Here is a 26,854-nt window from a genome sequence, read left to right as displayed (position 1 = left end):
AGGCCATGCCTGTCTGCGCTCAGACTATCCATTTCACCTTACCCGGATAAAGGCTTAAGCTGGCAGCATACATTAAAGCACCTTGATTAACGGACAAGTGCGACAGCAAAGGGAGCCGTGTGTGCCAGCCAGCAACCCGACATCATCAAACTTCGCGTTTCTCAGCGAGCACGACGCTCTGTTTGTGGAGCTGGCGGAATCCGCCGAGCGCGCCTTTGCCAGCGACCCCAACACCACCCTGATCAAGCTGCGCCAGCTGGGCGAGGCGCTCTCCCAACATCTGGCCGCCCTTTCCGGTATCGCCTTTGATGACCAGACCACCCAGGCGGAGCTCCTTTACCGCCTGAACCGTGAGTTGCGCCTGGAACCGCAGATCAAGGAGCTGTTCCACATCCTGCGGATTGAAGGTAACAAGGCTACCCACCAGTTTCGCACCCAACATAAAGAGGCCATGAGTGGCCTCAGGGTGGCCCGCGATCTGGCCATCTGGTTTCACCGCTCCTTTGGCAAAGCGGGAGCTCAATTCAAGCCCGGCCCTTTCATCCCGCCCGCTGACCCCAGCGCCCAGCTGCGCCAGCTGCAGAGCGATATCGAAAAGCTCCGCCACGACCTGCAGCAGGCCAACAGCGAGCTGGACAGCAGCCAGCAGCTCAGCCAGCTGATCGAGAAGGAAAAAGCCGAATACGAAGCCCTGGCCGTGGCCATGGATGAAGAATCCCGTGCCCTGGCCGAACAGGCCCGCCAGCACGAACAGGCCTTGAGCCAGCAGCAAACCGCCTACGAGCAGAAAATCAGCGCCCTGCAACACAAGCTGGCCGAGCAGGACGCACAGAGTGCCGACCAGCAGCGCCAGCAGGTGGCCAGAAAGACCCAGGCGGCTAGCCATAGCCTGGTGATGAGCGAAGAAGTCACCCGCATCCTGATTGACCAACAGCTGCAGGAAGCCGGTTGGGAAGCCGACAGCCAGGAGATCACCTACCAGAACGGTGCCCGCCCGGAAAAAGGCACCTACCGTGCAATTGCCGAATGGCCCACTCAGCGCGACGCTCAACAGCGTGGCCGGGCTGATTACGTGCTGTTTGCCGGGTTAACCCCCATTGCCGTGGTAGAAGCCAAAAAAGAAAACACCAACGTGGCGGGCAAGATCCGTCAGGCGGAACGCTACAGCAAAGGCCTCAAGGACACGCCGCCACTGGTCGCCGCCTGGGAATTGATCGGCCGCACCATCGCCTGGCCTGCCGAGGACGAAAGCTACTACCACGTGCCCTTTGTGTATTCCTGCAACGGCCGCCCCTATGTGCCGCAGCTGGCGGAGACCTCCGGCACCTGGTTCCGCGATGTTCGCGACCCCAGCCACTTAAGCCGCGCCCTGCCCCGGTTTCATACTCCGGATGGCCTGCTGGCCATGCTCCAGCGCGACAGGGAAGACGCCGAAAAGCGCCTACAGGCCGAACCCTTTGGCTACCTGAAATTGCGTGACTACCAGCAGAAGGCCATTGCCGCCACCGAACATGCCCTTTCCCACGGCCAGCGCACCGCACTTTTGGCCATGGCCACCGGCACCGGCAAGACCCGCACCATCATCGGCCTGATGTACCGCTTCCTGAAAGCCGAACGCTTCCAGCGCATCCTGTTTCTGGTCGACCGCACCGCACTCGGCCAGCAGGCCCTCGATGCCTTTAATGAAGCGCCGCTGGAGCAGAACCACACCCTCAGCAAGATCTACAACGTCGCGGAGCTGGGTGATATGGCCGCCGAGGCGGAAACCCGCATTCAGGTGGCCACCGTGCAGGCCATGGTCAAGCGCATCTTCATGAGCGACGCAGCGCCGCCGATTGATCAGTTCGACTGCATTATCATCGACGAGGCCCACCGCGGTTACACCCTCGACCAGGAAATGACCGAAGGCGAACTGGCCACCCGGGATTCCCAGCAGTACCTGTCCAGCTATCGCCGGGTGCTGGATTACTTCGATGCGGTAAAGATTGCCCTCACCGCCACCCCGGCCAGGCACACCAGCGAAATTTTCGGCAAGCCGGTCTACACCTACTCCTACCGTGAAGCGGTGGCCGACGACTGGCTGATCGACCACGAACCGCCCATCCGCTATGAAACCCTGCTGACCCAGAACGGCATCACCTTCGAAAAAGGCAAACCGGTGGACACGCTCAACACTCGCACCGGCGAAATCGACACCACCGAGCTGGAAGACGAGCTCAACTTTGAGGTGGACGCCTTCAACCGCCGGGTGATCAACGAAAACTTCAACCGGGTGATCTGCGAACAGCTGGTGCAGGAACTCGACCCCTTCGGTGACGAAAAGACCCTGATCTTCTGCGCCACCGACCTGCACGCCGATATGGTGAAAACCCAGCTGGATAGCGCCTTCAAAGCGCTCTACAACGGCAGCTACCACGAGGCGGCGGTGGCCAAGATCACCGGCCAGAGCGAAAAGGTCGGGCAGCTTATCCGCCGCTACAAGAACGAGCGCTACCCCAATATCGCCATCACCGTCGACCTGCTCACCACCGGCATTGATGTGCCGCGCATCAGCCATCTGGTGTTTATGCGCCGGATACGTTCGCGCACCCTGTACGAACAGATGATTGGCCGCGCCACCCGCCGCTGCGATGAGATCGGCAAGACGGTGTTCCGCATCTACGACCCGGTGGATATCTACGCCGCCCTGCAGGATGTGAACACCATGAAGCCGCTGGTCAAAGATCCGCATATCACCCTGGAGCAGCTGGTAGAGGAACTCACCGATGATGACCAGCTGGAACAGGCGCTGACCAGCCCCGGCGAACACCCAGAGGAAAGCCAGGCCGATGTGGTGCTCAACCAGCTCAGCCAGAAGGTCATGCGGGTACTGCGCAAGGCCGACAAAAAAGCCGACAACAGCCCACCGCTGAAGCACAAACTCGATGAGCTGGAAGACAGCTGGGGCGTGGAACCCAAGGCCCTGCACAGCCACCTGCATCAGCTAGGCCCGCGCCAGGCGTCCGCTTTCATCAAGCAGCACAGCGGCCTGTTGCACCAGCTGGCCGAGGTCAAATCCCTGGTGGGCAGCGAGCAGCTGCCGATTATCTCCGAGCACCACGACGAAATCCGCGAACGCACCCAAAGCTATGGCCAGCATGCCAAGCCGGAAGACTACCTGGACGAGTTCAACCGCTTTATCAAGGAACAGCTCAACCAGTCGGCGGCGCTGGCAGTGGTTGTCAACCAGCCCCGCGACCTGACCCGCGAACAGCTGCGCGAAATCAAGCTGCTGCTGGATAACCACGGCTATTCCGAAGCCCGCCTGCAAAGCGCCGTGCGCAACCAGACCAACCAGGATATCGCCGCCAGCATTATCGGCTACATCCGCCGCGCCGCCCTGGGCGAGGCGCTGATTCCCTTTGAACAGCGCGTCACCCACGCCATGGACCGCATTCTCACCCAGCACAACTGGACCCAGAACCAGCGCAAATGGCTGGAGCGCCTGGCCAAGCAACTCGTCCACGAAGTGATTATCGACCGGGAGTTCGTCAATCAGCGCTTTGCCGATGACGGCGGCGCCAAACAGATGGACAAGATACTCGGCGAGCAGCTAGATAGCGTGCTGGAGGAGTTGAACGAGGCCATGTGGCCAGAGCAGAGCGCCTGATGTGGATTTGAGGGCTATGTTGATGCCATCGACATAGCCTCAACCTATGTCGATTTTTTGGGCTTTTTTCGACATAGGTTGGCCGGCATGTATAGAAAACCGGCTTTTCTATACATGCCGCCCACAACGTGCAAAGATTTTGCCACTTTTTATACATGTAGCGCTGTTCCTTGAACGCGCTTAAAAAAACACCGGAACCCCATGACCCACAACGATATCGTCCAGAAACTCTGGAACCTGTGCGACGTGCTGCGCGATGACGGCATCAACTACTCGGATTACGTCACTGAGCTGGTGATGCTGCTGTTTATCAAGATGGTGCATGAAAACACCGAAGCCGGCACCCTGAAAAAGCACCCGCTGCCGGCGGGCTGCCGCTGGAGCGACCTGAACGGTAAATCCGGCATTAATCTGCTGGATGACTACAAACGCATCCTGCTCAGCCTTTCCAGTGGCCGCGACGGCACGGGGCGCCTGATTCACAGCGACCCGCTGATCAGCGCCATTTACGCCGATGCCCAGACCCGGCTGCGCGAGCCGCGCCATCTGGAGCAAATGATCAAGACGCTGGATCAGATCGACTGGTTCAGCGCCCAGCAGGATGGCCTGGGGGATCTCTACGAAGGCCTGCTGGAAAAGAACGCCAACGAAACCAAATCCGGCGCGGGGCAGTATTTCACCCCCCGCGCCCTGATCAACACCATGGTCAACTGCCTGAAGCCCCAGCCCGGTGAGCGCATTCAGGACCCTTCAGCGGGAACGGCGGGCTTTCTGATTGCCGCCCACGAGTACATCAAGGCCCACACCGATGACCTCTACGACCTGACCGGCGAGCAGAAGACCTTTCAGGCCACCCGCGCCTATGTGGGTATCGAGCTGGTGCCCGGCACCCGCCGCCTGGCGCTGATGAACTGCCTGCTGCACGGCATGGAAGGCGACGACGAAGGCGTGGTGCACCTGGGCAACGCACTCGGCCAGGCCGGTGCCGGGCTGGAAAAGGCCGATATGATTCTCGCCAACCCGCCCTTTGGCACCAGCAAGGGCGGCGATGCCAGCATCACCCGCGACGACCTGACCTATAAAACCAGCAACAAGCAACTGGCCTTTCTGCAGCATATCTACCGCAACCTCAAACCCGGTGGCCGCGCCGCCGTGGTGCTGCCGGATAACGTGCTGTTTGAAGCCGGTGTGGGCACCGAGGTACGCCGCGACCTGATGGACAAGTGCAACCTGCACACCCTCCTGCGCCTGCCCACCGGCATTTTTTATGCCCAGGGCGTGAAAACCAATGTGCTCTTTTTCACCAAGGGCAGCGCGGCAGACAAGTATCAGGAAGAGCGCTGCACGGAAAACGTCTGGGTGTATGACCTGCGAACCAATATGCCCAGCTTTGGCAAACGCACGCCGTTCGTTGAGACGCACCTGAAGCCGTTTGAAGCGGTGTACGGCGAAAGCCCCAATGGCGACAGCCCGCGCCAGGAAGGCGAATACAGCTTTCACTCGGACAAGATCGAGCTGCCGGAAGCCACCAAGGCCACGGATGAAAACCAGGGCGTGGATGAGCGCATGCTTCACAGCCGCTGGCGCTGTTTCAGCCGGGCGTGGATTGCCGAGCACAAGGGCGACTCGCTGGATATCAGCTGGCTAAAAGACAGCGACAGCGTAGACGCCGCCAACCTGCCCGCGCCGGAGGTACTGGCGGGTGAGGCGATGGGTGAACTGGTGCAGGCGCTGGGGGAGCTTGATGCCCTGATGCGCGAGCTTGGCGCTGAGGAAGAGGCCGATGGGGCTAAGGTGCTTTTGCGGGAAGTGATGGGTGGGGAAGAGTAATGACAGAGCACAATATCCCCGATGGATGGATACAAGCGAAAATTTCAGATATTTCGATCAAAGGGCTCCAACGGAAACCAACAGCGGATGAAAGCTTCGTTTATGTGGACATAGGCAGTATCGACAGACGCCTAAAAAAGATTTCAGAGCCTCAAATGATTTCTGGGGGCAGTGCGCCCAGCAGGGCAAGAAAGGTTATCGAAAACGGTGATGTTCTGGTTTCTTTAACTAGGCCAAACCTCAATGCTGTAGCCTTAGTCGATCAGAAATATCATGCACAAATCGCATCGACTGGCTTTGAAGTCATAAAGCCTGTGCTGGTTGATAGTCGCTATGTTTTCGCACTCGTTCGCTCAAAAGAGTTCGTCGACCAGATCAGTGGTACCGTTCAAGGTGCGCTCTACCCTGCGGCAAAGTCATCGGATGTTCAGAGCTTTAGCTTTTCGCTACCACCCCTCGCCGAACAAAAAGCCATCGCCGATAAACTCGATACACTGCTGGCTCAGGTGGAAACCACCCAAACCCGCCTTGAACGCATCCCGCAGATTCTCAAGCGCTTTCGCCAGTCTGTGCTGGCTGCGGCGGTGAGTGGAAAGTTGACGGAGGAGTGGCGGAATGGTGATAACCCTGAACAAAGCTTCAAAAAACTTGGTGATGCAGGAGTTGAAGTCAAAACAGGGCCATTTGGTAGCGCTCTCCATAAGTCAGATTATGTGAGTGGTGCAATTCCAGTCATTAACCCTATGCATATATCAGAAGGAATCATCACGCCTTCAGAGGCAATGACAATTTCTCAACAAAAGTTCACCAGTCTAGCAGCCTGGCACCTTCGGAAAGGGGATGTCGTGGTAGGGCGCAGAGGTGAGATGGGACGCGCAGCGGTCGTCGCAAGTGAAGAGCCTCAGTTATGCGGAACAGGTTCTATGATTTTAAGGGTTGGAGAAAGTGCCCTATCCAAATACCTAGAAATCATTCTGAGATCACCAACTGCTGTCAGCTATTTTAACTCGGCGTCCGTTGGATCAACTATGGTCAACCTCAATCAGAAAGTCATAAAAAACCTTGAGGTTTATTTCCCACCACTCAACGAACAAACCGAAATCGTCCACCGGGTGGATCAACTCTTCGCCCACGCTGACCGTATCGAGCAGCAGGTGAATAACGCCTTGGCACGCGTTAATAACCTCACCCAGTCGATACTCGCCAAGGCCTTTCGCGGCGAACTGACCGAGCAGTGGCGCAAGAACAACCCCGAGCTGATTAGCGGCGAGAACTCAGCCGAGGCGTTGCTGGAACGCATACAGGCCGAACGGGCGGCGGTTGCTGGGCAAAAGAAGCCGCGAAATGTGGTGAAGAAGACGGCTGATGGTGATTAGCTAACGTCCGCGTAAAGCGCGAGGCACGAGCGTCGACTTTGGCGCGATTGTTAGAGGGAAATGTCACTCGCCCACCTCGCCTTCAAATGAGCGACAGCATCCCTATAAAAGGTCCCTGATTTAAGCAGCGTAGGCCAGCTTTGATCCGTGCCTAAAGCACTCCGTGCTGAGATAAGTTCGACGAAGCAACGCCAGATTGGTGTCGGTTCTGCGCTGACTTTGTCAACGAACTCCTTGAGGCTATCAATGCCTGCGACTTTGTTCTTCTCGAACAATAAAGCCATGCCAAATACAGAGATTTGAGGAACTGCTAGATCAAGTTCTGGAAAAACGGGATCTACGAATGTGCCAATTTCCGTAACGTAGGCAGTCTTCCTTTCTGACTCGTCAGAGTAACGCTTTCTTTTTAGTCTCTTGAAACGGTCAACCTCGCCAGACACGAGTCGACTAAGGCGGTATGCGTCTATAAACTTCTCTGCAGTGAGATCAGACTGAAGAACTTTGGAGAAACTCCCACCATCATCTGTGAAAATCTTCGCAGGATCCTTTTTTGCAAGCTGCGGCTCGCCATAGTAAGTAGCAACATATGCTTGCATTCCATCCTTTAGCGGAATCACATGCTTGGAAAATGGGCTGCCAAATCTACTCTCAAGCTCCTGAAGCTCCTCAGGCAGCATGGCGTCAATTTCGCCTGCTCGACGCTCAAGGTAATATCCAAGGGTAGACAATGAATGCAGCAATTGCACAATCCTAGGGTCATTTGATCTAAGAAAAGTATTGTCAACTCTTGTTTGGTTATTTAAGTTTACTGCAACATTAGAAGAAAACTGCTTATCTTTTCCTGTTGTAATTACTCTCACAACTGCATGTACATCTTGCTGCAATGTGCATTGATTATAACAGCGATGGAGTATGCGCATAGTTTGACCACCGTTAACAACTTGCGGCCTTTCCAAGCTTAGTTCATTACTAAATGGCTTGTGTATTGCAGAATCACATATGATCGAAATTCCATTATTGAAATGGAAGAAATCTTTGGATTCCTCAGAACTCGAGGCGGTTTTGGCAATTGCTAAGTTTGTACCCCTATCGCCTTCGAACATACGCACATTTTGCTGAAGAATACTTTCCCCATGCTCATCGTAAAGCTTTGCAAGATATTCGCCCTTTAGATCGAACACATAGGTCTCGTGATCGCCAACTTTTGTCATGTAAGGAGGCCGGGGTAGTATAATATCTAAAGTAGCCTCTAATGTTGGAAGGTGAGCATTATAAAATCTATTGTGAATGCTTTCTAAATTATTATGCTCCCAGCGAAACAGATCTTTTGCAACACCGCTATTTTTTTGGCAAAAATTATCTAATTTTGTTTTTGCATCCTGGGGAATGTCTGCCAAACTTGATACTGCGACAACGATCTTGTAGCCAGTCGGTGTAAAAGAATAAATCTCCTCTAAGCGGGACATTAGTTCAGGATTGGCGATGCTTGTATGTTTTCGACTTAGAATTAGCTCAAGGCCGGAGATCATTTTATCAACATCACCAGCCTCGACGGGTTTTTGAATAGATAACGGGTTTTTAAATTGATAAAAAACAACCTGCTCATCGACTATTTCAATCGCATCGACCCCCAAATCTCCGCCTCCGTCACATATCTGCTCTTTTGCCTCAATATCTGTCATTCCTCCAACATTGCATAAGTACCAATAGGCGAATCCATATCCTTGTGTATCAAATGACAGATCCTTAACAATAGTGGAGACTTGATTATTCAACTGCTCTTTGAACAGATTAAGAATTTCTGGAGTGTTAGTTGTCATGCGTAAATCATTTCCTTTTTTAGGTGAAACTTTCGCTTCAGATTTGAGGATCAGTAGCTGCCCGCCTAGCCCAGCCCTCTAACGTCTGGCTCTGCGTCATGATATGGTTAGTAGATTTTTTTGCCAACGAAGCGAAGCAAAACAACGCCGACTGTACCATGTCCGCAATAGACATTCGTTAGTTACCATACTGTGACCTCAGTATGATCAGAAATTGGCACTATTAAAAGCATACCTTCAGAGTTTTTTATATAAGCATTTTTTGGTGTTAACAAAATAAGCTTTCCTCTTTCGTCTAATTTATCGGGAGCTACCGAAGTTGTCTCTTTAATCTGAACACTTTTACCTCCCCCCATATTAAAACTTCGCAATCCCATTGAGACGACTTCTGAAGTTATATCTTGTTTTAAAAAGGGGAGAAATATTGAAGCTGCAACAAACAAAACAGGAGACAGCCAATTTTGGAGGCTTTTTTTGAACCCGTGCCCAACGAAAGAGTAAAAAAACATGCAAAAAATAGCGGAGATACTCATAAACCATAGAACTAGGTATGGTTTATTATTTCTCAGAGATAAATCGAAGAAGGCTCCATGCATTAATATAGACACCAAGATGAATACCCAAGTTATAATACGAAAGCTGTTTTCTTCTTTCTCTTTCTGTTCTTGCAACCCTAGCTTCGCAAATAAAACAAATCCGTAAAAGTAAAGTGACATAAAAATCAGAAGGATTGCTGCAGCAACCACAAATGTATTTAATCCAAATACGCCTTCAACAAAGAAATCATAGGAAAAGAACTTGTTTTGATGCATATAAATAACAAACAAGTAGAAAGGCAAAAAACCTATCCAAGCAGCAGTCATAAATGCAACCACACCCCTAACAACTATCTGGATCGGTTTGAGGGATATTTCGTCATCCCTTTTTGGAGCCAAAAATAGCAGCCTTGGTTTAAAAAGGACATCTTTGAACTTATTCACTGACCTTCCTTGTGTAGTTAACGCCGCGCTCTGCGGAAAACTTGGAGCGCACCGTAAAATTTGTCTGACAGCGGCGCTTTGTTATGCAATTTATCACTTCTGCTTTGCACCCATTTTATCAATTAAAGTAGCAAAAGATGGCGTCTTTGAAAGCAGAAGTTGTAAGTCTGCATTACGTGCATAGCGGCGACCCAGCTTACCATTTCGATTTGTGAGCATAATTGTTGCGTTATAGTAATCTGCCGAAACAAAGCTTTCTAACCACCCCTCAATTTCTTGAGGTAATATTACTACTTCTGCGCCAATATCCTTTAGCTTCTTTATTTGCTCTGCCTGTATCTCAGGGTTTGAAAATGGTGTAAGGATAGCAGCTAATTTAACCGCATCATTTTTACTTATAGAGTGGGCAAGTTGCGCGATTGCCAATTGTCCACCCGCAGGCATAACACTACTATCGGTATCAATTTCAAAACGATCAAGTAAGGCTTGAATAGCACCTACATCTTGCTCTCCTTCTACCAATATATTCCATTTGTTAGTGATATGATCTTTGGTTGTGGAAGCAATATCTGCTTGTTTAGCGCTACTCAAGTATGTTTCTAAGGGGTAGAAAGGTTGCCCATAATTAGCTGCATAACGAAGCTTTGCACGCATACCTTCTCTCATAGTGATTTCCCCCGCATCTATAAGGCATAAATCTGTGTGACCAAACAGAATCATGTTAAGTTCTTTTCCATTTAGCAATGCATCAATAGCGTCCTTGCTGTAATCAGACATGGAAAAGAAAACCCCAATAGTTCCGGTTAACTTTCCATCAACTTTCCCTTTAAATGAGTATAAAGAAGATGCTGGAATTGGAGTCTTATGCCATTTAGCTTCTAACAAGAAAAAACTATTCTCAATAGAAAAAGAGCCATCAATTTCTTCGCCCGATGGACGTATGCTTGTACTAGGCTCCATATCTTCTTTCGAAAATATTTGTACTAAAAATCGTTCAAAATCTCTACCTCGCTGCTGGAACCAAAATGGTTTTGCTTCCTCGGGAGGTGCCAATAAATCCTTTAAACGTTTATTTTCCAAACTATAAGCTCCACAAACTACTTTCTACAATTATATTTTTTAAGTATTTAAAAATAAAATCCTTGATGCTAGCACGGAGGTTCACGGACTGTACTACTTGCATAACAGTGACTGGGCTGCGCGTCCTGATATTGGATGAACACCGTTGCGTGTATAACAGTATTATCCGACGCGCTACATTTATCCCAACCCATTGATTTTAAATGCGCATAAGCATATCCCTGCCACCTATCTAAAATTTGCGCGCATGCGCGTTTTTCCCGAATCAATAACACTGGGAAGTTCACCAAGCTGTAGGGAGTTGGATCGTCGTCATCTGCATGTGCCGAGTTGACCGAGATACTGGCTGGTAGTATCCCCACTTGGGCGGCAAGGCTACCAACACAGTGAAAAGCCAGCCTGGATATACCGGGCTGGCTGGGGGTTATTTTGGTGGTTGTCGCGTATTGCGTCATTAGGTGCTCTTCCTTGGCGTCTTTGAAATCACATTATCATTTAATGTCGCGTGTTTCTATTGGTTACATTTTTTAGTCACGCCTAGCGTAATTCACCTTCAGGTTACCGTCAAAGGCGTTGAGCTGAGCTTGCCGCCTGTTAACCCCGCTCGCCTGCGGCGAGTGGGTGGCTTGCTTCGCGAAGCCACCCTACGTTTGTGGCCCACCTCCCCGTCATTCCCGCATGCTTTTAGCGGGAATCCATTGTGGCTTTAGGATTGGGTGGCTTCGGCAGAAAAGGTCAAGGTGGATTCCCGATTACCCCATTCGGGAATGACGGTGAGGGGGGGCTTACGGGTATGGCGGTAACCCCGCTCGCCTACGGCGAGTGGGCGGCTTGCTTCGTGAAGCCGCCCTACGGGATGCTGGCTTTTTGCTGGAGTCGTCGTGGGTCTTGAGAGTGGCGCGGGCGGCAAAGTCCTTCATAAGCCGCGCTAGGGATATTCCTGGCGGGCATGCAGAACATTGACGATATCAACACGGTTCACTGCAACGCGGTACACCACGACATAATTGGGATGCGCCACAATTTCACGAGTGCCGGGTAATTCACCCACACGATACAGATAGGGGTGCTCAGAAAGGGGTAATACAACGGATTCCAGGCGCGCTTTGAGCCGCCGCGCGGCATGTGGGTTCTCTAGCGCGATGTGATGCAAGAGTTTAGCGAGATCCTCGCGGGCCGTCTGTCGCCAAATCACCGGTAACATCAGGCGCGTTTTCTGTTCTGAGCCTCGATCTCATCTATCAAGGCGTCCATTTCCGCCATGACTTCATCATGGGGAATACCCGGACGGGGATCAGCCAAACTGGCTTGGACGCGTTCACGGAACCAGCGTTTGTAGCTATCTGCTTGCTCCTGAGTTTCAAACTCACTCACAATCGGGTCTAAGGGAGTGCTCATGGGTAGCTCCTCTGTGTATTGATAACAGTATAACGCACTCCAACCGCACTTGCGTAAGTCGGTTTTTACGTCGGCGTCAACACTCTCGATAAGAACCGTGATCGTCAATTTGCTGCGTACGCATTATAGAGAGGCTTGGCTTGGGTATTGCTATTCACCATTTCAATGGTCGCAATATCGTTGCCCGCCGCCTGCTAACCCCGTTCGCCTGCGGCGAGTGGGTGGCTTGCTTCGCGAAGCCACCCTACGTTTGTGGCCCACCACCCCCGTCATTCCCGCATGCTTTTAGCGGGAATCCATTGTGACCTTAGGGCTGGGTGGCTTCGGCGAAAAAGGTCATTTAATCCAGAAGCCTTCGCGGTACATCCATGTCCTCATGCAGGACACGAACAATGAGTACCTCCGGCTCGTGCACTTGATAGAATACGGCGTGATGCTTTACCTGCAACCTACGATACCCGCGAAGAACATGGGCGTAGTCAGCGCCGAGTGAAGGATGATTAATCAGCTGTTTCACTCCTGCCTCAAGCTGATCCAGGTATACATCCGCCTGATCAACCCCGCATTCTTCGCAGGTATACAGCCAGATTTCGGTAAGATCCGATTCCGCCTTCGGTGTGACGGTTAACCTAAGCACTAGGGGGCCGCCTTCATCCGCTTACGGCCAGCCGCCTTAATAGCCGGTATATCGAGCGGCTTAGGCTTCACACTTGACTCACCCTCAGCGAGCGCTTGCCTCAGCGTAGCAAGACGCTCTTTGGCCTGCTGGTCTCTTCGGATGAGATCACGGATATACTCGCTATCATTACCAAATTGACCGCTCTCAATCTGGCCTTTAATCCAGTCGTCTTGCTGTTTAGTCAGCGTGATGGTCTTCCGGTGCATGCTCATGGCCTTGCGCTCCTAAAGTAACCAGCAGTATGACAATATCATACTGCTGGTTCACGCCGAATCAACACCCTCATTTTTTGCATAACAGTCATTGGACTAGGCGTGCTGCCCGGTAACCCCGCTCGCCTACGGCGAGTAGGCGGCTTGCTGCGCGATGCCCCTACGCTTGTGGCCCACTACCCCGTCATTCCCGCATGCTTTTAGCGGGAATCCATTGTGACCTGAAATAAAAGGGGTCAGATCCTACCACATCACCCGAAGGACGTTTAACGCCCAATTCATCGGACAATTTTGCGCAGCGAAATTTTTCCGCTGCAATTGTTTGTTAACCCCTGAGAGCAAGGTCTTCCCTGATAACCTCAGGATGGCGGAAAGCAATCTCGATAAGCGCTTTTGCAGGTCCAGAAGGTTTACGGCGGCCTTGCTCCCATTCTTGCAAGGTACGCGGAGAAATATGCAGTACCTCAGCAAACTCAATCTGGGTCAGCCCAGTCTTACCCCTCGCCTCTGCAACCTCGTTAGGCACAACACGACTGATTCGAGCCGCTTTGCCAGCTTTCATTTCTTTAACTGATTGGAGCAACTTGTTACCAAGCTCCACTGCACTCAAGGTTTCGTTATTCATTTTCCAGCACCTCACGAACTGCTTTCAGGATATGCGCGGGTATATTTTCCTTAACGGCTTTTTTGTAGATCACCAATAACCAGACCTCACTGTTAGCTAATTTAGTGAAGTAGATGACTCTCACTCCACCGCGCTTCCCTGACCCCGCTACGGACCAACGAACCTTTCTACATCCACCACTGCCAGGAATCGGGTCGCCAATCTCAGGATTAGCCGCCAACCAAGCGAAGAACGCATTTCGCTCCTCCTCAGTCCATATTTTTTTGGCATCCGCTTCGAATGTAGGGGTTTCGATGATAGTCAACATAGCAACATTATACGTCATTGACGTATATTCACAAGGCCATGAGAGGGAAGGTTAACGCCGCAACTCACCGGCGGCAAAAAGCAGAGCGAGGAAAGAGTGGCGCTTTTTGCCGTCCGAGTGCATTTGCCTTGTTATACCTGTTTATGAGGCTGGACTTTCGGGAATGACGGGTTGGGGCTTTCGGGAATGACGAGGCTGGGGCTCTCGGGAATGCCAGGGCTGGGGGTTTGCGTAGGTGCGTCGGTCAACGGCTGCTGGTTAAGCTGCATCAAAATCCAGAGGGTGAATTTCATCAAGATTGACCGTATTTCGGGCTAACCAAAGGTCGTACATATCCTGCATCGCCAACCAGCTCTCAGGTGTGCGCCCGAGCACCTTGGATAGCCGCAAAGACATTTCCGGGCTGATACCACTATCCCCTTTTAGAAGACGAGACAGCGTAGAGGGCGAAACCTTCAGGTTAGACGCAAGCTGACGGGAACTGATGTCAAAAGGCTTCAGGTAAACTTCCCGAATGAATTCGCCAGGATGCGGCGGCTTGTGCATAGTCATTAGTGATAATCCTCATAGTCAAGAACGTAGGCGTTGCCATCCTTAAACCCGAACGTCATACGCCAATTTCCATTTTTGGGCAATTAGACTTATCTTGCGTCAAAAGCCTAAAAACAGCATATCCAACGCCGCGGAGATGTCAGCTTGGTGCTCTGCAAGATTACCAACGCAGGAGCGTAATTCGCCCGCGGGCACAGCAGCCATGAATTGAGTGGCCATTACTAGCGCCTGACCCTCGATGCTAAATACAGGATTCAGCCGCTGGGCAGGAGATGGTGCGGAGGATTTGGGTAACAGTGGCACAACAACACGGGTGTTCAAGCCACTGAGGATATCTGACTGAATATCCAGCAGATAACCAGACCCGCCCTCATTTTCGAAGATGTCGAAACGAGCCATCAGAACTGACGGTGCCGTACGAGGGGCAAGCCGTTAGCGTCAACGTATGCGTTAGAGCTTGCCAGGGCGCTCGCATTTTCTGTCAGCCATTTCTCTTGCTTGTGCAGCTTCACAGCCTCCCAGATCCCCTTCTCTGCAGAGCGAGAGATATTGACGCCCAGCGCTTTTGCCTCTTTGAGAAGCGCGCTATCTATCGATAGATTCGTCGGCCTACGGGCAGTTTTGGTAGCTTCAGTAGCATGCATGGTTCAATCCTCGTACGGAACGTTAATCTAACTATATGCGCATAGTTTTTGCGCATCAAGACTGTGTCAAGGCCGCTTTGTTCCTACGTATCTTGGCTGCAAAGGCCTTATCGTTGCCCGCCACCGGGTAACCCCGCTCGCCTGCGGCGAGTGGGTGGCTTGCTGCGCGAAGCCACCCTACGTTTGTGGCCCACCGCCCTGTCATTCCCGCATGTTTTTAGCGGGAATCCATTGTGGCTTTAGGGTTGGGTGGCTTAGGTAGAAAAGGTCATTTAATCCAGAAGCCTTCGCGGTGCATCCATGTCCTCATGCAGGACACGTACAATGAGCACCTCCGGCTCGTTCACTTGATAGAATACGGCGTGATGCTTTACCTGCAACCTGCGATACCCGGGAAGAACATGGGCGTAGTCAGCGCCGAGTGAAGGATAATTAATCAGCTGATTCACTCCTGCCTCAAGCTGATCCAGGTATACATCCGCCTGATCAACCCCCCATTCTTCGCAGGTATACAGCCAGATTCCGGTAAGATCCGATTCCGCCTTCGGTGTGACGGTTAACCTAAGCACTAGGGGGCCGCCTTCATCCGCTTACGGCCAGCCGCCTTAATAGCTGGTATATCGAGCGGCTTAGGCTTCCCACTTGACTCACCCTCAGCGAGCGCTTGCCTCAGCGTAGCAAGACGCTCCTTGGCCTGCTGGTCTCTTCTGATGAGATCACGGATATACTCGCTATCATTACCAAATTGACCGCTCTCAATCTGGCCTTTAATCCAGTCGTCTTGCTGTTCAGTCAGCGTGATGGTCTTCCGGTGCATGCTCATGGCCTTGCGCTCCTAAAGTAGCCAGCAGTATGACAATATCATACTGCTGGTTCACGCCGAATCAACACCCTCATTTTTGCATAACAGTCATTGGACTGGGCGTGCTGCCCGGCAACCCCGCTCGCCTGCGGCGAGTTGGCGGCTTGCTGCGCGATGCCACCCTACGTTTGTGGACCACCACCCCGTCATTCCCGCATGCTTTTAGCGGGAATGACGGGGTGGGGGCTTTCAAGGATCAAAAAAGCCCCTCAGCGAGGGGCTTTTTGCTGCCTGTTTGGCTGGTGTTTTTGCTATCTAACCGGCACATTCCTACATATTGGGATAGTTGGGCCCGCCGCCGCCTTCCGGGGCCACCCAGGTGATGTTCTGGGCCGGGTCCTTGATATCACAGGTCTTGCAGTGCACGCAGTTCTGGAAGTTGATCTGAAAGCGTGGGTTGCCGGCGTCGTCTTCCACCACTTCATACACCCCTGCCGGGCAGTAACGCTGAGCGGGTTCGGCGTAGGTGGGCAGGTTATCGCGAATCGGCAGCGCCGGGTCGCTTAACTGCAGGTGGCAGGGCTGGTCTTCCTCGTGGTTGGTGTTGGACAGAAACACCGAGGTCGATTTGTCAAACGACAGCTTGCCGTCCGGCCTGGGGTAGTCGATTTTCTCGAACTCCGCCGCCGGCTTCAGCGCGCCGTGGTCCGTGGTGGTGTCGTGCAGGTTGGGCAGCTTGTTACCCAGCAGCTGGTTGGCGAAGTTGTAGGCGCCGCCCATCACGGTGCCGTACTTGTGAATCGCCGGGCCAAAGCTGGCGCTGGCCTTGAGTTCGTCATAGGCCCAGCTGGCTTCCCATTTTTCGCTGAAGGCGGTCAGCTCCTGGCCGCCTTCATCCCCCGCCTGAAGGGCCTCAAAAACGCTTTCCGCCGCCACCAGGCCGGATTTCATCGCCGTGTGCAGGCCCTTGATCTTGGCAAAGTTCAGGGTGCCCGCATCGCAGCCGATCAGCAGGCCGCCGGCAAAGGTCATTTTCGGCAGGCAGTTCAGGCCGCCTTTGGTCAGCGCGCGGGCGCCGTAGGCCACCCGTTTGCCGCCCTCAAGGTGTTGGCGGAGCACCGGGTGGTGCTTCATGCGCTGGAACTCGTCAAACGGCGAGAGCCAGGGGTTCTGGTAGGAAAGATCCATGATCAGCCCGACCACCACCTGCTGGTTGTCTGCATGATAGAGGAACCAGCCGCCGTGGGTGTCCTTATCCAGCGGCCAGCCGGAGCCGTGCAGCACCAGGCCCGGTTCATGCTGCTCGGCAGGCACGTCCCACAGCTCTTTCAGGCCGATGCCGTAATGCTGAGGGTCACGGCCAGCATCCAGAGAGAACTCGCTGATCAGGCGCTTGCCCAGATGCCCGCGGGCGCCCTCGGCAAACAGCGTATACTTGGCGCGCAGCTCCATGCCCGGCATATGCCCGTCTTTGGGCTGGCCATCGGCGCCCACGCCCATATCGCCGATCAGGATGCCGCGCACACAGTCGTCCTCGATGATGACGTCCTGGGCGGCAAAGCCGGGAAAGATTTCCACCCCCAGCTGCTCGGCCTGCTCGCCCAGCCAGCGGCACAGGTTACCCGCGCTGATCACATAGCGGGTCATGTCCCCGCCGGTGTTATGCATACTCCTGGGCACCAGGGCATGGGGGATCTGCTGGCTTTTCTCGGCATCCTTGAGCAGGTAGACCTCATCGCGGATGGCGGGGGTGGTCAGGGGCGCGCCGCGCGCTTCCCAATCAGGGAACAGCTCAGCCAGGGCGCGCGGCTCGAACACCGCGCCGGAGAGAATGTGCGCGCCGACTTCAGAGCCTTTTTCGACCACACAGACGGTCATTTCCTGGTCGGCGGCGTTGGCCTGCTGCATCAGGCGGCAGGCGGCAGAAAGCCCGGACGGCCCGGCGCCGACAATCACGACGTCAACTTCCATCACATCGCGTTCGATCTCACCATTGTCTAAGGCATTGCTATCCACAGCGTCTCTCCTGCTCGTCGCTTGATTGCTCTAACTACTCGCCACACCCCTAAAATATAGAAATTAAATTAAGATGTATATATTAGGCCGGTGGTATAGGGGATGCCGGCCAGTAACACGCACATACAAAAAAGCCGTCCATTCGGACGGCTTCTTGTAATTCTTTGCAGCTAGAGCGTGGTGCCGACACCAGGAGTCGAACCCGGGACCTACTGATTACAAGTCAGTTGCTCTACCAACTGAGCTATGTCGGCTTGGCGCTTGCTTTTTAAAATTACCGTGGAGGGCACGATAATAGAAAAAAAAGGGTCAGCGATGGCTGGGGTACCAGGACTCGAACCTGGGAATGCCGATACCAAAAACCGGTGCCTTACCACTTGGCTATACCCCAGCAGTGTGGTGGCCAGAGACGGAATCGAACCGCCGACACGGGGATTTTCAATCCCCTGCTCTACCAACTGAGCTATCTGGCCGCTGCCAACGATGCGTATTAAACTAAAACGACAGCGTTTCGTCAACACATTTGTGAAACTTTACAGATCCAGTGGTTGAGCCGGGTTGTTTCCGGCAATCCCACACTCACTGGCCACCATAACCGCTGACGAGCATGGATGGACCGCTACGGATGATACGTCATGCGGTGCCATCCACCCAAAAGGCTCTATGCCTGACTGGGCGGTATGTATCCTTCTGCCTGGTCAGTTTCCTGATTGTCGAAAAAACGCTCCATCTGGGTCATCAGGTAGGCGCGTGAATCCGGGTCGAGCATGTTCAGGTGCTTTTCATTGATCAGACGCGTCTGCAGGGCCTGCCATTCTTCCCAGGCCTTTTTCGATACCGTCGCCTGAATCTCCTGGCCTTGCTTGCCCGGTAGAGGAGGAAACGGCAATGCTTCAAGCTCTTGCTGGTATTTGCGGCAGAAAACAGTGTTGCTCATAGGGACTCCTGAAGGTGTCTTTATACGGCTTGTTGATCACTGTCCAGCCTACGCGTGGCCAGGCAGGTTCGCCAGTTGAAAGGGTTCGCGCTGCGCCTTTACCTGCGCCAGCAGCTTTTTGACCGGCGCGGCCAGGCCCAGCGCCGGTGGGTCGGCAAGGTCATACCAGAGGCCTTCTTCGCGCCCCCCATTGAGCGTCTGGCACACGACGGGTTGGGGAGTGATCGCCAGGCGGAAGTGGCTGAAGGTATGCACAAAAGCGGGCAGTGACGCTTGCTGCCGGGCTTCCTTGACGTGGGTGGCCAGCCAGTCGACCAGGGCGTCCTGGCTATCAAACTGAGGCAAGCTCCATAACCCACCCCACAAGCCGCTTGGGGGCCGTTGCTCCAACCAGATGCGACCCTGAGCATCTTCCAGGATCAGCATCAGGGTTTGGCGGGTGGGCAGGGCTTTCTTGGGCTTGGATTGCGGGTAGCCCTGCACATTGCCTTCCGCCCGTGCCAGGCAGACATCATTGAAGGGGCACTGCGTGCAGGCGGGCTGGCTGCGCTTACACAGGGTCGCACCAAAATCCATCATCGCCTGAGTGTAATCCGCCAGGCGTTCTTCTGGCGTGTATACGTCGGCCAGCGCCCAGAGCTGGCGTTCCACTGCAGGCTTGCCTGGCCAGCCGTCCACAGCATGCAGCCGGGCCAGCGAGCGTTTGACATTGCCATCAAGGATCACCGCCCGCTTGCCGGTGCTCTGGGCAATAATGGCCCCTGCTGTCGAGCGGCCAATCCCCGGCAGGGCCATCAGTGCTTCCAGGCTATCCACGGGCAGTTGGGCATGATGGTCAGCCGCTACCTGCTGCGCTGCCTTGTGCAGATTGCGCGCCCGGGCGTAATAGCCAAGCCCCGTCCATAAATGCAGTACCTCGTCCTGGGGGGCATCTGCCAGGGCCTGAAGCGTCGGGAATCGCGCCATGAAGCGTTCGAAGTAATCGATCACCGTAGCAACCTGGGTTTGCTGAAGCATGATCTCCGATACCCAGACCCGATACGCGGTACGCGGCGACTGCCAGGGCAGGTCGTGGCGCCCATACTGGTCAAACCAGGCCAACAGTCGGCGCTGAAACTCCTCAGGTGCAAGCCTGGGTGTCGGTGTGTCTGTCAACTCGGTCGCGCCCTGCGCCATCAATTATCTCCGTGCATGTCACTGTCAGCCAGGCGGATTCATTCAAACAGCTTGCGCAAGCCATCACGCAGCTTCTGGGTTGTGCCTTCTCCCAGGTTTTCGTCAAGCTGTTCTAGAGAACCTTCCAGCTGCTCGTCGAGCTGCTGCTGTACTTCTTCACCTACCTGATTCTCCAGCTCATCACGTAGCAAGGTAGACAGGTTCTGCTGGAAAGCTTCACGGTCAAAGCGGCACCATTCGCTGCGTTCATCGCCCAATTGGCCTTCACACATCACCGGTAGGGCAATCGATTCAAGGCGAGGGTTCACGTCACAGGCGGCATCGGCGGTATCCACCAGGCGCACGGTAGCGCGGGTATCAAAACGCCGGGAACCCAGGTCGAACTCTCCTTCACCACTCAGATCAATCCCTGGCAGAGTGACCAGCAAGTTGTCGCTGGATACCACACCGTCATCGATCACCAGACGCGCATCTGCCCGTTCAAAGCGCGAATCGTCCGCCCAGTCGCGGCTGGTTTCCTCATTCTCAAGAGCGGCCACCAGGGTGCAGATTTCACGCGATACATTGACATCCAGAATCGCGCCATTCGCCAGCGAGGTGGCCAGCTCGCCGTTCAGGTTACGAACCAGTTCGCTGTAGGCATTGCCGCGGCTGGTAAGGTTGCCATCCAGGTTCAACTGGCCGCGCAAGGGTGCACTGTCGTTGCCCAATGCTTCCAGCAGTGCCGTCACATCCACCTGTACCACCTCTGGCGACAGTGACCAGGTCATCACCGGCTCACGACTGTCCAGTTCGCCGCTGGCACTCAGTTGCCCACCATAGAAGCTCGCATTCAGCTCTTGAAGCTGATGAAGGCCCTCTTCACCTACCAGGCGCATCTCCGGTTCTTCAAAGGTGAGGCCCATCCATTCAAAACGCCCTAACTGCAGGGCACCGTCGATATCCAGGGTACTGAGCCAGGCCTGGGGGAGTAGCGCCGGATCTTGTGCATATGCCTGACGTAGCAGCCCATCGCGTGCGGGCCGGGCAGCGACAGAGGTCGGTAGGTAGCGGTCAAGGTCAAGTGCATCGCCTTGTAGGTCAAACGCCAGCCGGGTGCCGTCAAAGGCGGCGGAAAGTTCACCGGTGAAAGTGGTGTCATCCACGACCAGAGACAGGCTGGTCAACGCCAGCTGCGACAGATCGCCTTCCAGGGGGCTGGTCAATGCGACATCGCGCAGCGCGCTTTCAAATTCGGTCTCCATCTCAGTGCCGACACGTTCAAGCCAGGCCCGCAGGTTGAAGGGCGAAGCTGTCACCTTGCCCTGATATTGGGGGCTGTCCAGCAGTTGCTCAACGTTGAGATGACCGCGCATCCGCAGGCCATCCGGGCCGCTTAGCTCCCACTTCTTGATGGTCGCCGTTTGCGCCTCCCAATCGCTGGTAAGGACAAAGTCCAGCGCCATCGCAAGCCCATCGTCAGCGTTGCGCAGCGTCGCTTCCAACACCCCTTGCTCAACGGCCAGACGCTTTTCTGCCAACCCGGCCTCAATCCGGGGGGCTGACAGGTTCAGCTGCTGTATTTCCCCTTCAGGCACAAAACGGTTGCGGGTAGTGAGCGCGACGTTTTCCAGGCTGAATTGCTGATCTGCCAGTGCCAGTTTGATGCGCGTATCCAGATTGACCTCACTGTGCGCATTGGGTGTACGCTCCAATGCTTCGGCCTCCAGGCTGTCGTGACGGTCAAGGGTAAACATGGCCTTCATGGGAAACGATGACACCGGATTGACGTTGCTGCCCGATACGTTCAGCGAGTCAACATGCCAGGACTGGCCTGCCTGGGCATCGCGATAGTGAATATCGCCGTCCTTGATTTCTACGTTGGCAATATTGAGCACCACGGCAAGATTACCGGCATCTGCATGCGGCCCTGCACTGGCCGGTGCCAGCACGGTTTCGGCTTTTCCACTGCCTTCGGACAGTCTTTCAAGCAGGGAAACCCAATTACCCTCCCCCTCCTCGTCACGCTCAAGGTTCAGCCGCAAACCGTTGATGGTCAAGCCATCCACAGCGATATCACCCCGCAGCAAGGAGCCAAACGCCACGCTGACCTCAGCGCTGGAAATCGCGGCAAAAGGGTCGTTGTCTTCTTCCTGCTCTGGCAACCAGGCACTTGCTTTCTCGACCCGCATACCAATGCGCGGATAGAACGACCAGGTTAATGGCCCGTCCAGCGCCAGGCTCAGGCCGGTCTGCTCTTCCACTACAGCGGTCAGCCGCGGTTTGAAATCTTCCGGGTCAAGAAACGTTGTGACATAAACCACGGCGGCCACGGCCACCACGGCCAGAATCCCTACTGCAGCCAGTAAGATACGAAGTAGCTGTTTCATTCCCCTGCTTCCTTCTGGGTTTGATCATCAGGGCGACCGTTATCGCCCCGGCACTGAACACTCATGTTACTGAATACTGAACCCGGGCCGTTGTCGCTACTGACGGGATGACGCCAGGGACAGTTCGACATAATCGCAATCATCAGTCACTCCGGGCGCCTTGTCCGCGCCCTTGACCGGGCGATAACCCAGCTTGGAAAGGAGCATGCGGTCAGCCATCGGCAATGTGGTTGTTTCAATGCGTAAAATGCTATTCTGGCGTATTGACCATTCCGCCAACAGTGCCATCAATCGCGAGCCAACCCCACGCCGACGCGTTGTCTTGCGAACACATAGATCCGAAAGCCACCAGGCGCTGTCTTCCCCTTTCACCATGGCCACCGCTCCCAGCAGGCGGTCATTGAAGTGGGCGCAGCCAAAGCAGTGCTGCGCGCTCAGATGTTGATCAATAAAGGATTCGACCGTTTCAGCAGGCATCCTTTCCTGCGGTGCGTCATGATAGATACGCACCAGATCCAGCTGGGCCTGAGCATCAGCGTCCCATCTGGCTTGATCAACGATCTGTAATGTCACCGGCATGCTGGAATTCCTCTTGGCCTGGGCAATCTTGCTGCTTTTATTGTGGTCATCGTGAGCGCTGGTTATCACACGCATTGTAGCGGATGGGCAGGCCGATTCACTATAATAGCGGTTTTGCCATTGGCACGACCCGATTTATCTGCTGGTGGCCGCTTTATATTGAACGCTACAGGGAACGGCGGCTAGCCACCAACATGCGCCTCGGCGCAGGAGACGTTATGTCAGCGCGTACTGCCACGGTCAACCGTGACACCAAAGAAACCCAGATCCAGGTCACTATCAACCTGGATGGCGAAGGGCAACTGAACTGTGAGACAGGAATCCCGTTTCTTGACCATATGCTGGATCAGGTCGCCCGTCACGGTATGATTGATATGGACATCAATGCCAGGGGTGACCTGCACATTGATGACCACCATACGATGGAAGATCTCGGCATCACCCTGGGTCAGGCGTTCCATGAGGCGATTGGCGACAAGCGGGGCATTTACCGCTACGGCCATGCCTATGTTCCCCTGGATGAGGCCCTTTCACGGGTAGTGGTCGATTTTTCCGGCCGTCCCGGGCTTTACATGGACGCTGATTTTACCCGGGATACGATTGGCCGATTGGACACCCAGCTGTTCTCGGAGTTCTTCCAGGGGTTTGTCAATCATGCCCGCGTGACCCTGCATATCGACAATCTTAAAGGGTTTAACGCCCACCATCAGGCAGAAACCATTTTCAAGGCCTTTGGCCGCGCCCTGCGTATGGCTGTATCCGAAGATCCGCGTATGGCGGGTCAGATGCCGTCTACCAAAGGGTGTTTATAAGGAGCGTTTTATGACAATTGCCGTCATCGATTACGGGATGGGCAACCTGCACTCCGTGGCCAAGGCGCTGGAGCATGTGACCCATGAAAATGTCGTGATCACCCGTGATCCTCGGCGTATTCTCGGCGCCACCCGCCTGGTACTGCCGGGCCAGGGTGCCATTCGTGATTGTGTGGGTGAACTGGAACGCACCGAGCTGCGCGGGCTGGTGGAAGATATGCTCGCTCGCCAGGCCAAGCCGCTGCTGGGCATCTGCGTTGGCCAGCAGATGCTGCTGGAGCACAGCGAGGAAAACGGTGGCATTGGCTGTCTGAGCGTTTTCAAGGGAAACGTGCGCCGCTTTCCTGCCGACATGCGCGATGACCATGATCAGCGCCTGAAAGTGCCCCACATGGGCTGGAACCTGGTTGAGCAGCACCATGATCACCCACTGTGGGCGGGCATCGACAATCAGGAGCATTTCTACTTCGTCCACAGCTTCTATGTAGACGCCAGCAACGACGCCGAGGTGTTTGGCACCACCCGATACGGCCGGGCGACGGCCCACGCGGCAATTGGTCGGGAATCGACCTTTGCGGTGCAGTTCCACCCGGAAAAAAGCTCCCGTGCAGGCCTGCGCCTGCTGGAAAATTTTGTTACCTGGACACCCTGAACGCCTCCTGACGGCGCTGACAAGGACACTATCATGTTAGTTATTCCCGCTATCGACCTGAAAGATGGCCAGTGTGTACGCCTCAAGCAAGGCCGCATGGACGACGCCACCGCCTACGGTGATGACCCGGTGGCCATGGCCGCCCGCTGGGTAAAAGCCGGCGCCCGCCGGCTGCACCTGGTCGACCTTAACGGTGCCTTTGAAGGCAAGCCGGTCAACGGCGAAGCAGTGACGGCCATCGCCCGGGCCTACCCGGATCTGCCCATTCAGATTGGCGGCGGCATCCGCAGTGCAGAGACCATCGAACACTACCTGGCCGCCGGGGTTTCCTACGTCATCATTGGCACCAAGGCGGTCAAGGAACCCGATTTTGTAGGGGAAATGTGCCGCGCCTTCCCTGGTCATGTGATTGTTGGCCTGGACGCCAGGGATGGCTATGTCGCCACTGACGGCTGGGCTGAAGTCTCAACGCTGAAAGCCACCGAGCTTGCCAAGCGCTTTGCCGATGACGGTGTTTCATCGATTGTCTATACCGATATCGCCCGGGACGGCATGATGCAGGGGGTCAACGTAGAAGCCACCGCCGCCCTCGCCCGAGACGGCGGCCTGCCGGTGATTGCCTCAGGCGGCGTGACCAACCTGCTTGACATCAAGGCACTCTGCGAAGTGGCTGACAGCGGCATTCTGGGGGCCATTACCGGCCGGGCCATCTATGAAGGCAGCCTGGACGTCACTCAGGCCCAGCAATTGAGCGATCAGCTGACAGGAGGCCAGGCATGAGTCTTGCCAAGCGTATTATCCCCTGCCTGGACGTCGATGGCGGGCGCGTGGTCAAGGGCGTCAATTTTATTGGCATCCGCGATGCCGGTGACCCGGTAGAGATTGCCCAGCGCTACAACCAGCAGGGTGCCGATGAAATCACCTTTCTGGATATCACCGCCAGCCACGAGGACCGCGACACCACGGTCGAGATGGTCGAACGGATTGCCGGCGAAGTGTTCATCCCACTGACCGTTGGCGGCGGTATTCGCAGCTGCGATGACATTCGTACCATGCTCAATGCCGGTGCCGACAAGGTATCCATCAACACCGCGGCCGTGACCAACCCGGAATTCGTGCGTGAAGCGGCGGAACGCTTTGGCAGCCAGTGCATCGTGGTCGCGATTGACGCCAAACAGGTCTGCAAAGAAGGCGAAACACCGCGCTGGGAGATCTTCACCCATGGCGGACGCCGACCCACCGGCCTGGATGCCGTCGAATGGGCCCAGAAGATGGTGGAATACGGCGCTGGCGAACTGCTGCTGACCAGCATGGATCGCGACGGCACCAAAAGCGGCTTTGACCTCGGCGTGACCCATGCCATTGCCGAAGCGGTCAGCGTGCCGGTGATTGCCTCAGGAGGGGTGGGCAACCTGGATCACCTGGTCGATGGCGTTATCAAGGGTGGCGCGGATGCGGTGCTGGCCGCCAGCATCTTCCACTTTGGCGAATACACCATTCCTGAAGCCAAACGCTATATGGCGGAACGCGGCGTCGAAATGCGCTTGTAACGCTTGTGCTTAGTGAGGATTGAAGCCGGGTTGTCACTCATTCCAATGATAGCCCCAGATTGCTGGTTCCTTCGTTGCGCCCGAGCTGGCGCAACGCCTTGAGCGCGGCGGCGTCCAGCGGCTGTGAGGCGGCTTCAAGCACCGCGTCCTGGAAGTTGTTTTCGTCTTCGGTCAGGGGATGGTCGCGGATCAGCAGCGCCAGCTTCTGAGCGTCCTCCTCTCCTTCGGTCAGCTCGATAAAGGCGCGCACCCCGGCCCGCGAGGTGCGGCTGACATCCAGCACGGCTTCCGGCGCTTCCCCCTGCAGGGTATCCAGAATCGAGGACACGGACACCACCGTATCCAGCGCCCGGCGGGCACCAAAGCTTTCATCGCCCTCTGGCGGTTCACACTCGGCGAGTTTTTCTGCCTGGCGGGCAAAGTCAATCGAGGCACCGCGGACGCTCAACTGCTCCCAGACCAGGTCAAGCACTGTGCGCAAGGTGTGTAGATCGCCCTGCTCGGTGGTTTGCGCATACAGCGCATAGTTGGGCATCAGCCGTTCGCACAGTGCCGCCATAAAGGCCTGCTGCGCAAATAGGGGCAGCTGCTGGAGTTGCTGGTAAAAACCGGGGGATTTGGAAGCCATGAATCAATCCTGAGAAAATGAGCCTGTTAGCATGCGCCTGACCTGGTGTCCCATCAGGGATTTATTCCAGCAGGTTTTTTATGCGACGCTGGCACTCACCGGGTTGGTGACGCCGTCGCGATGCGCTATTGTCTCATCCCTGCCGCACGACGGCAGCACCCTGTAACGTTTTGGCCGGCGA

At 54.9% G+C, this 26,854-nt stretch carries 27 protein-coding genes and 3 tRNA genes; 7 read left to right on the top strand and 23 right to left on the bottom strand.

Features of this window, described 5'->3' with window-relative positions; all coding sequences use genetic code 11:
• The first annotated feature begins 121 nt into the window (after positions 1-121).
• The 3 genes from hsdR to LL947_RS01435 all read left to right on the top strand — a co-directional run bounded on the left by hsdR (position 122) and on the right by LL947_RS01435 (position 6,855).
• The gene (gene hsdR / locus LL947_RS01445; RefSeq protein ID WP_499833720.1) at positions 122-3,649 is read left to right on the top strand and encodes a type I restriction-modification system endonuclease; all 3,528 of its coding nucleotides are present in this window, start codon (positions 122-124) and stop codon (positions 3,647-3,649) included.
• Between the two features lie 201 nt (positions 3,650-3,850).
• On the top strand, positions 3,851-5,479 hold the full coding sequence (locus LL947_RS01440) for a class I SAM-dependent DNA methyltransferase (RefSeq protein WP_499833719.1): 1,629 nt from the start codon (positions 3,851-3,853) through the stop codon (positions 5,477-5,479).
• On the top strand, positions 5,479-6,855 hold the full coding sequence (locus LL947_RS01435) for a restriction endonuclease subunit S (protein WP_499833718.1): 1,377 nt from the start codon (positions 5,479-5,481) through the stop codon (positions 6,853-6,855). Before LL947_RS01440 ends, LL947_RS01435 begins: the two co-directional genes overlap by 1 nt.
• Positions 6,856-6,905: 50 nt before the next feature.
• On the opposite strand, the gene LL947_RS01430 is transcribed toward LL947_RS01435, so the two are convergent.
• The 22 genes from LL947_RS01430 to LL947_RS01325 form a co-directional block, all read right to left on the bottom strand.
• Positions 6,906-8,675, bottom strand: coding sequence for an AIPR family protein (locus tag LL947_RS01430; RefSeq protein WP_499833717.1), 1,770 nt, complete (start codon positions 8,673-8,675; stop codon positions 6,906-6,908).
• A gap of 182 nt (positions 8,676-8,857) precedes the next feature.
• Positions 8,858-9,655, bottom strand: a complete 798-nt coding sequence (locus LL947_RS01425) for a hypothetical protein (RefSeq protein WP_499833716.1) — start codon at positions 9,653-9,655, stop codon at positions 8,858-8,860.
• 93 nt (positions 9,656-9,748) lie between these two features.
• Positions 9,749-10,735 (bottom strand): restriction endonuclease, encoded by a 987-nt coding sequence (locus LL947_RS01420; protein WP_499833715.1) that lies wholly within the window; start codon positions 10,733-10,735, stop codon positions 9,749-9,751.
• A 928-nt stretch (positions 10,736-11,663) separates the two neighbouring features.
• Positions 11,664-11,939 carry a type II toxin-antitoxin system RelE/ParE family toxin gene (locus LL947_RS01415; RefSeq protein WP_499833714.1) on the bottom strand — a complete coding sequence of 92 codons (276 nt, stop codon included), beginning with the start codon at positions 11,937-11,939 and terminating at the stop codon, positions 11,664-11,666.
• Positions 11,939-12,133, bottom strand: a complete 195-nt coding sequence (relB, locus tag LL947_RS01410) for a type II toxin-antitoxin system RelB family antitoxin (RefSeq protein ID WP_499833713.1) — start codon at positions 12,131-12,133, stop codon at positions 11,939-11,941. The genes LL947_RS01415 and relB overlap by 1 nt, the downstream gene beginning before the upstream one ends.
• Positions 12,134-12,473: 340 nt before the next feature.
• Positions 12,474-12,770, bottom strand: coding sequence for a type II toxin-antitoxin system RelE/ParE family toxin (locus LL947_RS01405; RefSeq protein ID WP_499833712.1), 297 nt, complete (start codon positions 12,768-12,770; stop codon positions 12,474-12,476).
• Positions 12,770-13,024, bottom strand: coding sequence for a type II toxin-antitoxin system ParD family antitoxin (locus LL947_RS01400; protein WP_499833711.1), 255 nt, complete (start codon positions 13,022-13,024; stop codon positions 12,770-12,772). Before LL947_RS01400 ends, LL947_RS01405 begins: the two co-directional genes overlap by 1 nt.
• A gap of 325 nt (positions 13,025-13,349) precedes the next feature.
• Entirely contained in the window at positions 13,350-13,649 is a 300-nt protein-coding gene (locus tag LL947_RS01395) for a helix-turn-helix domain-containing protein (protein ID WP_499833710.1), read from the bottom strand.
• Positions 13,642-13,956, bottom strand: a complete 315-nt coding sequence (locus LL947_RS01390) for a transcriptional regulator (RefSeq protein WP_499833709.1) — start codon at positions 13,954-13,956, stop codon at positions 13,642-13,644. Before LL947_RS01390 ends, LL947_RS01395 begins: the two co-directional genes overlap by 8 nt.
• A gap of 258 nt (positions 13,957-14,214) precedes the next feature.
• Positions 14,215-14,508, bottom strand: a complete 294-nt coding sequence (locus tag LL947_RS01385) for a HigA family addiction module antitoxin (RefSeq protein WP_404415562.1) — start codon at positions 14,506-14,508, stop codon at positions 14,215-14,217.
• A 99-nt stretch (positions 14,509-14,607) separates the two neighbouring features.
• On the bottom strand, positions 14,608-14,907 hold the full coding sequence (locus LL947_RS01380) for a CcdB family protein (RefSeq protein ID WP_499833708.1): 300 nt from the start codon (positions 14,905-14,907) through the stop codon (positions 14,608-14,610).
• Positions 14,907-15,152, bottom strand: coding sequence for a type II toxin-antitoxin system CcdA family antitoxin (locus tag LL947_RS01375; RefSeq protein ID WP_499830811.1), 246 nt, complete (start codon positions 15,150-15,152; stop codon positions 14,907-14,909). The genes LL947_RS01380 and LL947_RS01375 overlap by 1 nt, the downstream gene beginning before the upstream one ends.
• Before the next feature lie 272 nt (positions 15,153-15,424).
• Positions 15,425-15,721, bottom strand: a complete 297-nt coding sequence (locus tag LL947_RS01370; RefSeq protein ID WP_499833707.1) for a type II toxin-antitoxin system RelE/ParE family toxin — start codon at positions 15,719-15,721, stop codon at positions 15,425-15,427.
• Positions 15,721-15,975 (bottom strand): type II toxin-antitoxin system ParD family antitoxin, encoded by a 255-nt coding sequence (locus LL947_RS01365; protein WP_499833706.1) that lies wholly within the window; start codon positions 15,973-15,975, stop codon positions 15,721-15,723. Before LL947_RS01365 ends, LL947_RS01370 begins: the two co-directional genes overlap by 1 nt.
• A gap of 309 nt (positions 15,976-16,284) precedes the next feature.
• On the bottom strand, positions 16,285-17,925 hold the full coding sequence (locus LL947_RS01360; RefSeq protein WP_404417940.1) for an electron transfer flavoprotein-ubiquinone oxidoreductase: 1,641 nt from the start codon (positions 17,923-17,925) through the stop codon (positions 16,285-16,287).
• A gap of 223 nt (positions 17,926-18,148) precedes the next feature.
• Positions 18,149-18,224 (bottom strand) — tRNA-Thr (locus LL947_RS01355).
• A gap of 62 nt (positions 18,225-18,286) precedes the next feature.
• Positions 18,287-18,361: transfer RNA gene (locus LL947_RS01350), tRNA-Gln, on the bottom strand.
• A gap of 6 nt (positions 18,362-18,367) precedes the next feature.
• A tRNA-Phe gene (locus tag LL947_RS01345) sits at positions 18,368-18,443 on the bottom strand.
• Between the two features lie 188 nt (positions 18,444-18,631).
• On the bottom strand, positions 18,632-18,907 hold the full coding sequence (locus LL947_RS01340) for an oxidative damage protection protein (RefSeq protein ID WP_290822599.1): 276 nt from the start codon (positions 18,905-18,907) through the stop codon (positions 18,632-18,634).
• Positions 18,908-18,955: 48 nt separating this feature from the next.
• Positions 18,956-20,062: an A/G-specific adenine glycosylase gene (gene mutY / locus LL947_RS01335; protein WP_499834356.1), complete on the bottom strand. Its 1,107-nt coding sequence runs from the start codon at positions 20,060-20,062 to the stop codon at positions 18,956-18,958.
• A gap of 59 nt (positions 20,063-20,121) precedes the next feature.
• Entirely contained in the window at positions 20,122-22,452 is a 2,331-nt protein-coding gene (locus tag LL947_RS01330) for an AsmA family protein (protein ID WP_499833705.1), read from the bottom strand.
• A 96-nt stretch (positions 22,453-22,548) separates the two neighbouring features.
• Positions 22,549-23,031, bottom strand: coding sequence for an acetyl-CoA sensor PanZ family protein (locus LL947_RS01325; RefSeq protein ID WP_499833704.1), 483 nt, complete (start codon positions 23,029-23,031; stop codon positions 22,549-22,551).
• A gap of 218 nt (positions 23,032-23,249) precedes the next feature.
• Here LL947_RS01325 and hisB point away from each other — a divergent pair, with 218 nt between their 5' ends.
• From hisB to hisF, 4 genes are read left to right on the top strand one after another with little or no spacing between them, the layout of a single operon-like run.
• A complete protein-coding gene (gene hisB / locus LL947_RS01320) occupies positions 23,250-23,843 on the top strand; it encodes an imidazoleglycerol-phosphate dehydratase HisB (protein WP_290822605.1) in 594 nt (197 codons plus the stop codon).
• Between the two features lie 10 nt (positions 23,844-23,853).
• Positions 23,854-24,495, top strand: coding sequence for an imidazole glycerol phosphate synthase subunit HisH (gene hisH / locus LL947_RS01315; RefSeq protein ID WP_499833703.1), 642 nt, complete (start codon positions 23,854-23,856; stop codon positions 24,493-24,495).
• A gap of 33 nt (positions 24,496-24,528) precedes the next feature.
• Positions 24,529-25,275, top strand: a complete 747-nt coding sequence (hisA, locus tag LL947_RS01310; RefSeq protein ID WP_290822609.1) for a 1-(5-phosphoribosyl)-5-[(5-phosphoribosylamino)methylideneamino]imidazole-4-carboxamide isomerase — start codon at positions 24,529-24,531, stop codon at positions 25,273-25,275.
• Positions 25,272-26,045, top strand: a complete 774-nt coding sequence (gene hisF / locus LL947_RS01305; protein WP_290822611.1) for an imidazole glycerol phosphate synthase subunit HisF — start codon at positions 25,272-25,274, stop codon at positions 26,043-26,045. The genes hisA and hisF overlap by 4 nt, the downstream gene beginning before the upstream one ends.
• A 37-nt stretch (positions 26,046-26,082) precedes the next feature.
• On the opposite strand, the gene LL947_RS01300 is transcribed toward hisF, so the two are convergent.
• Positions 26,083-26,673 (bottom strand): YjaG family protein, encoded by a 591-nt coding sequence (locus LL947_RS01300; RefSeq protein ID WP_499833702.1) that lies wholly within the window; start codon positions 26,671-26,673, stop codon positions 26,083-26,085.
• Positions 26,674-26,854 lie beyond the last annotated feature (181 nt).

The organism is Halomonas sp. BLK-85 (assembly GCF_044792155.1).
In the GTDB taxonomy this organism is placed as follows: Bacteria; Pseudomonadota; Gammaproteobacteria; order Pseudomonadales; family Halomonadaceae; genus Vreelandella.
Note: the sequence above shows the minus strand (reverse complement) of the source record. Positions and strands in the feature narration are given on the sequence as shown.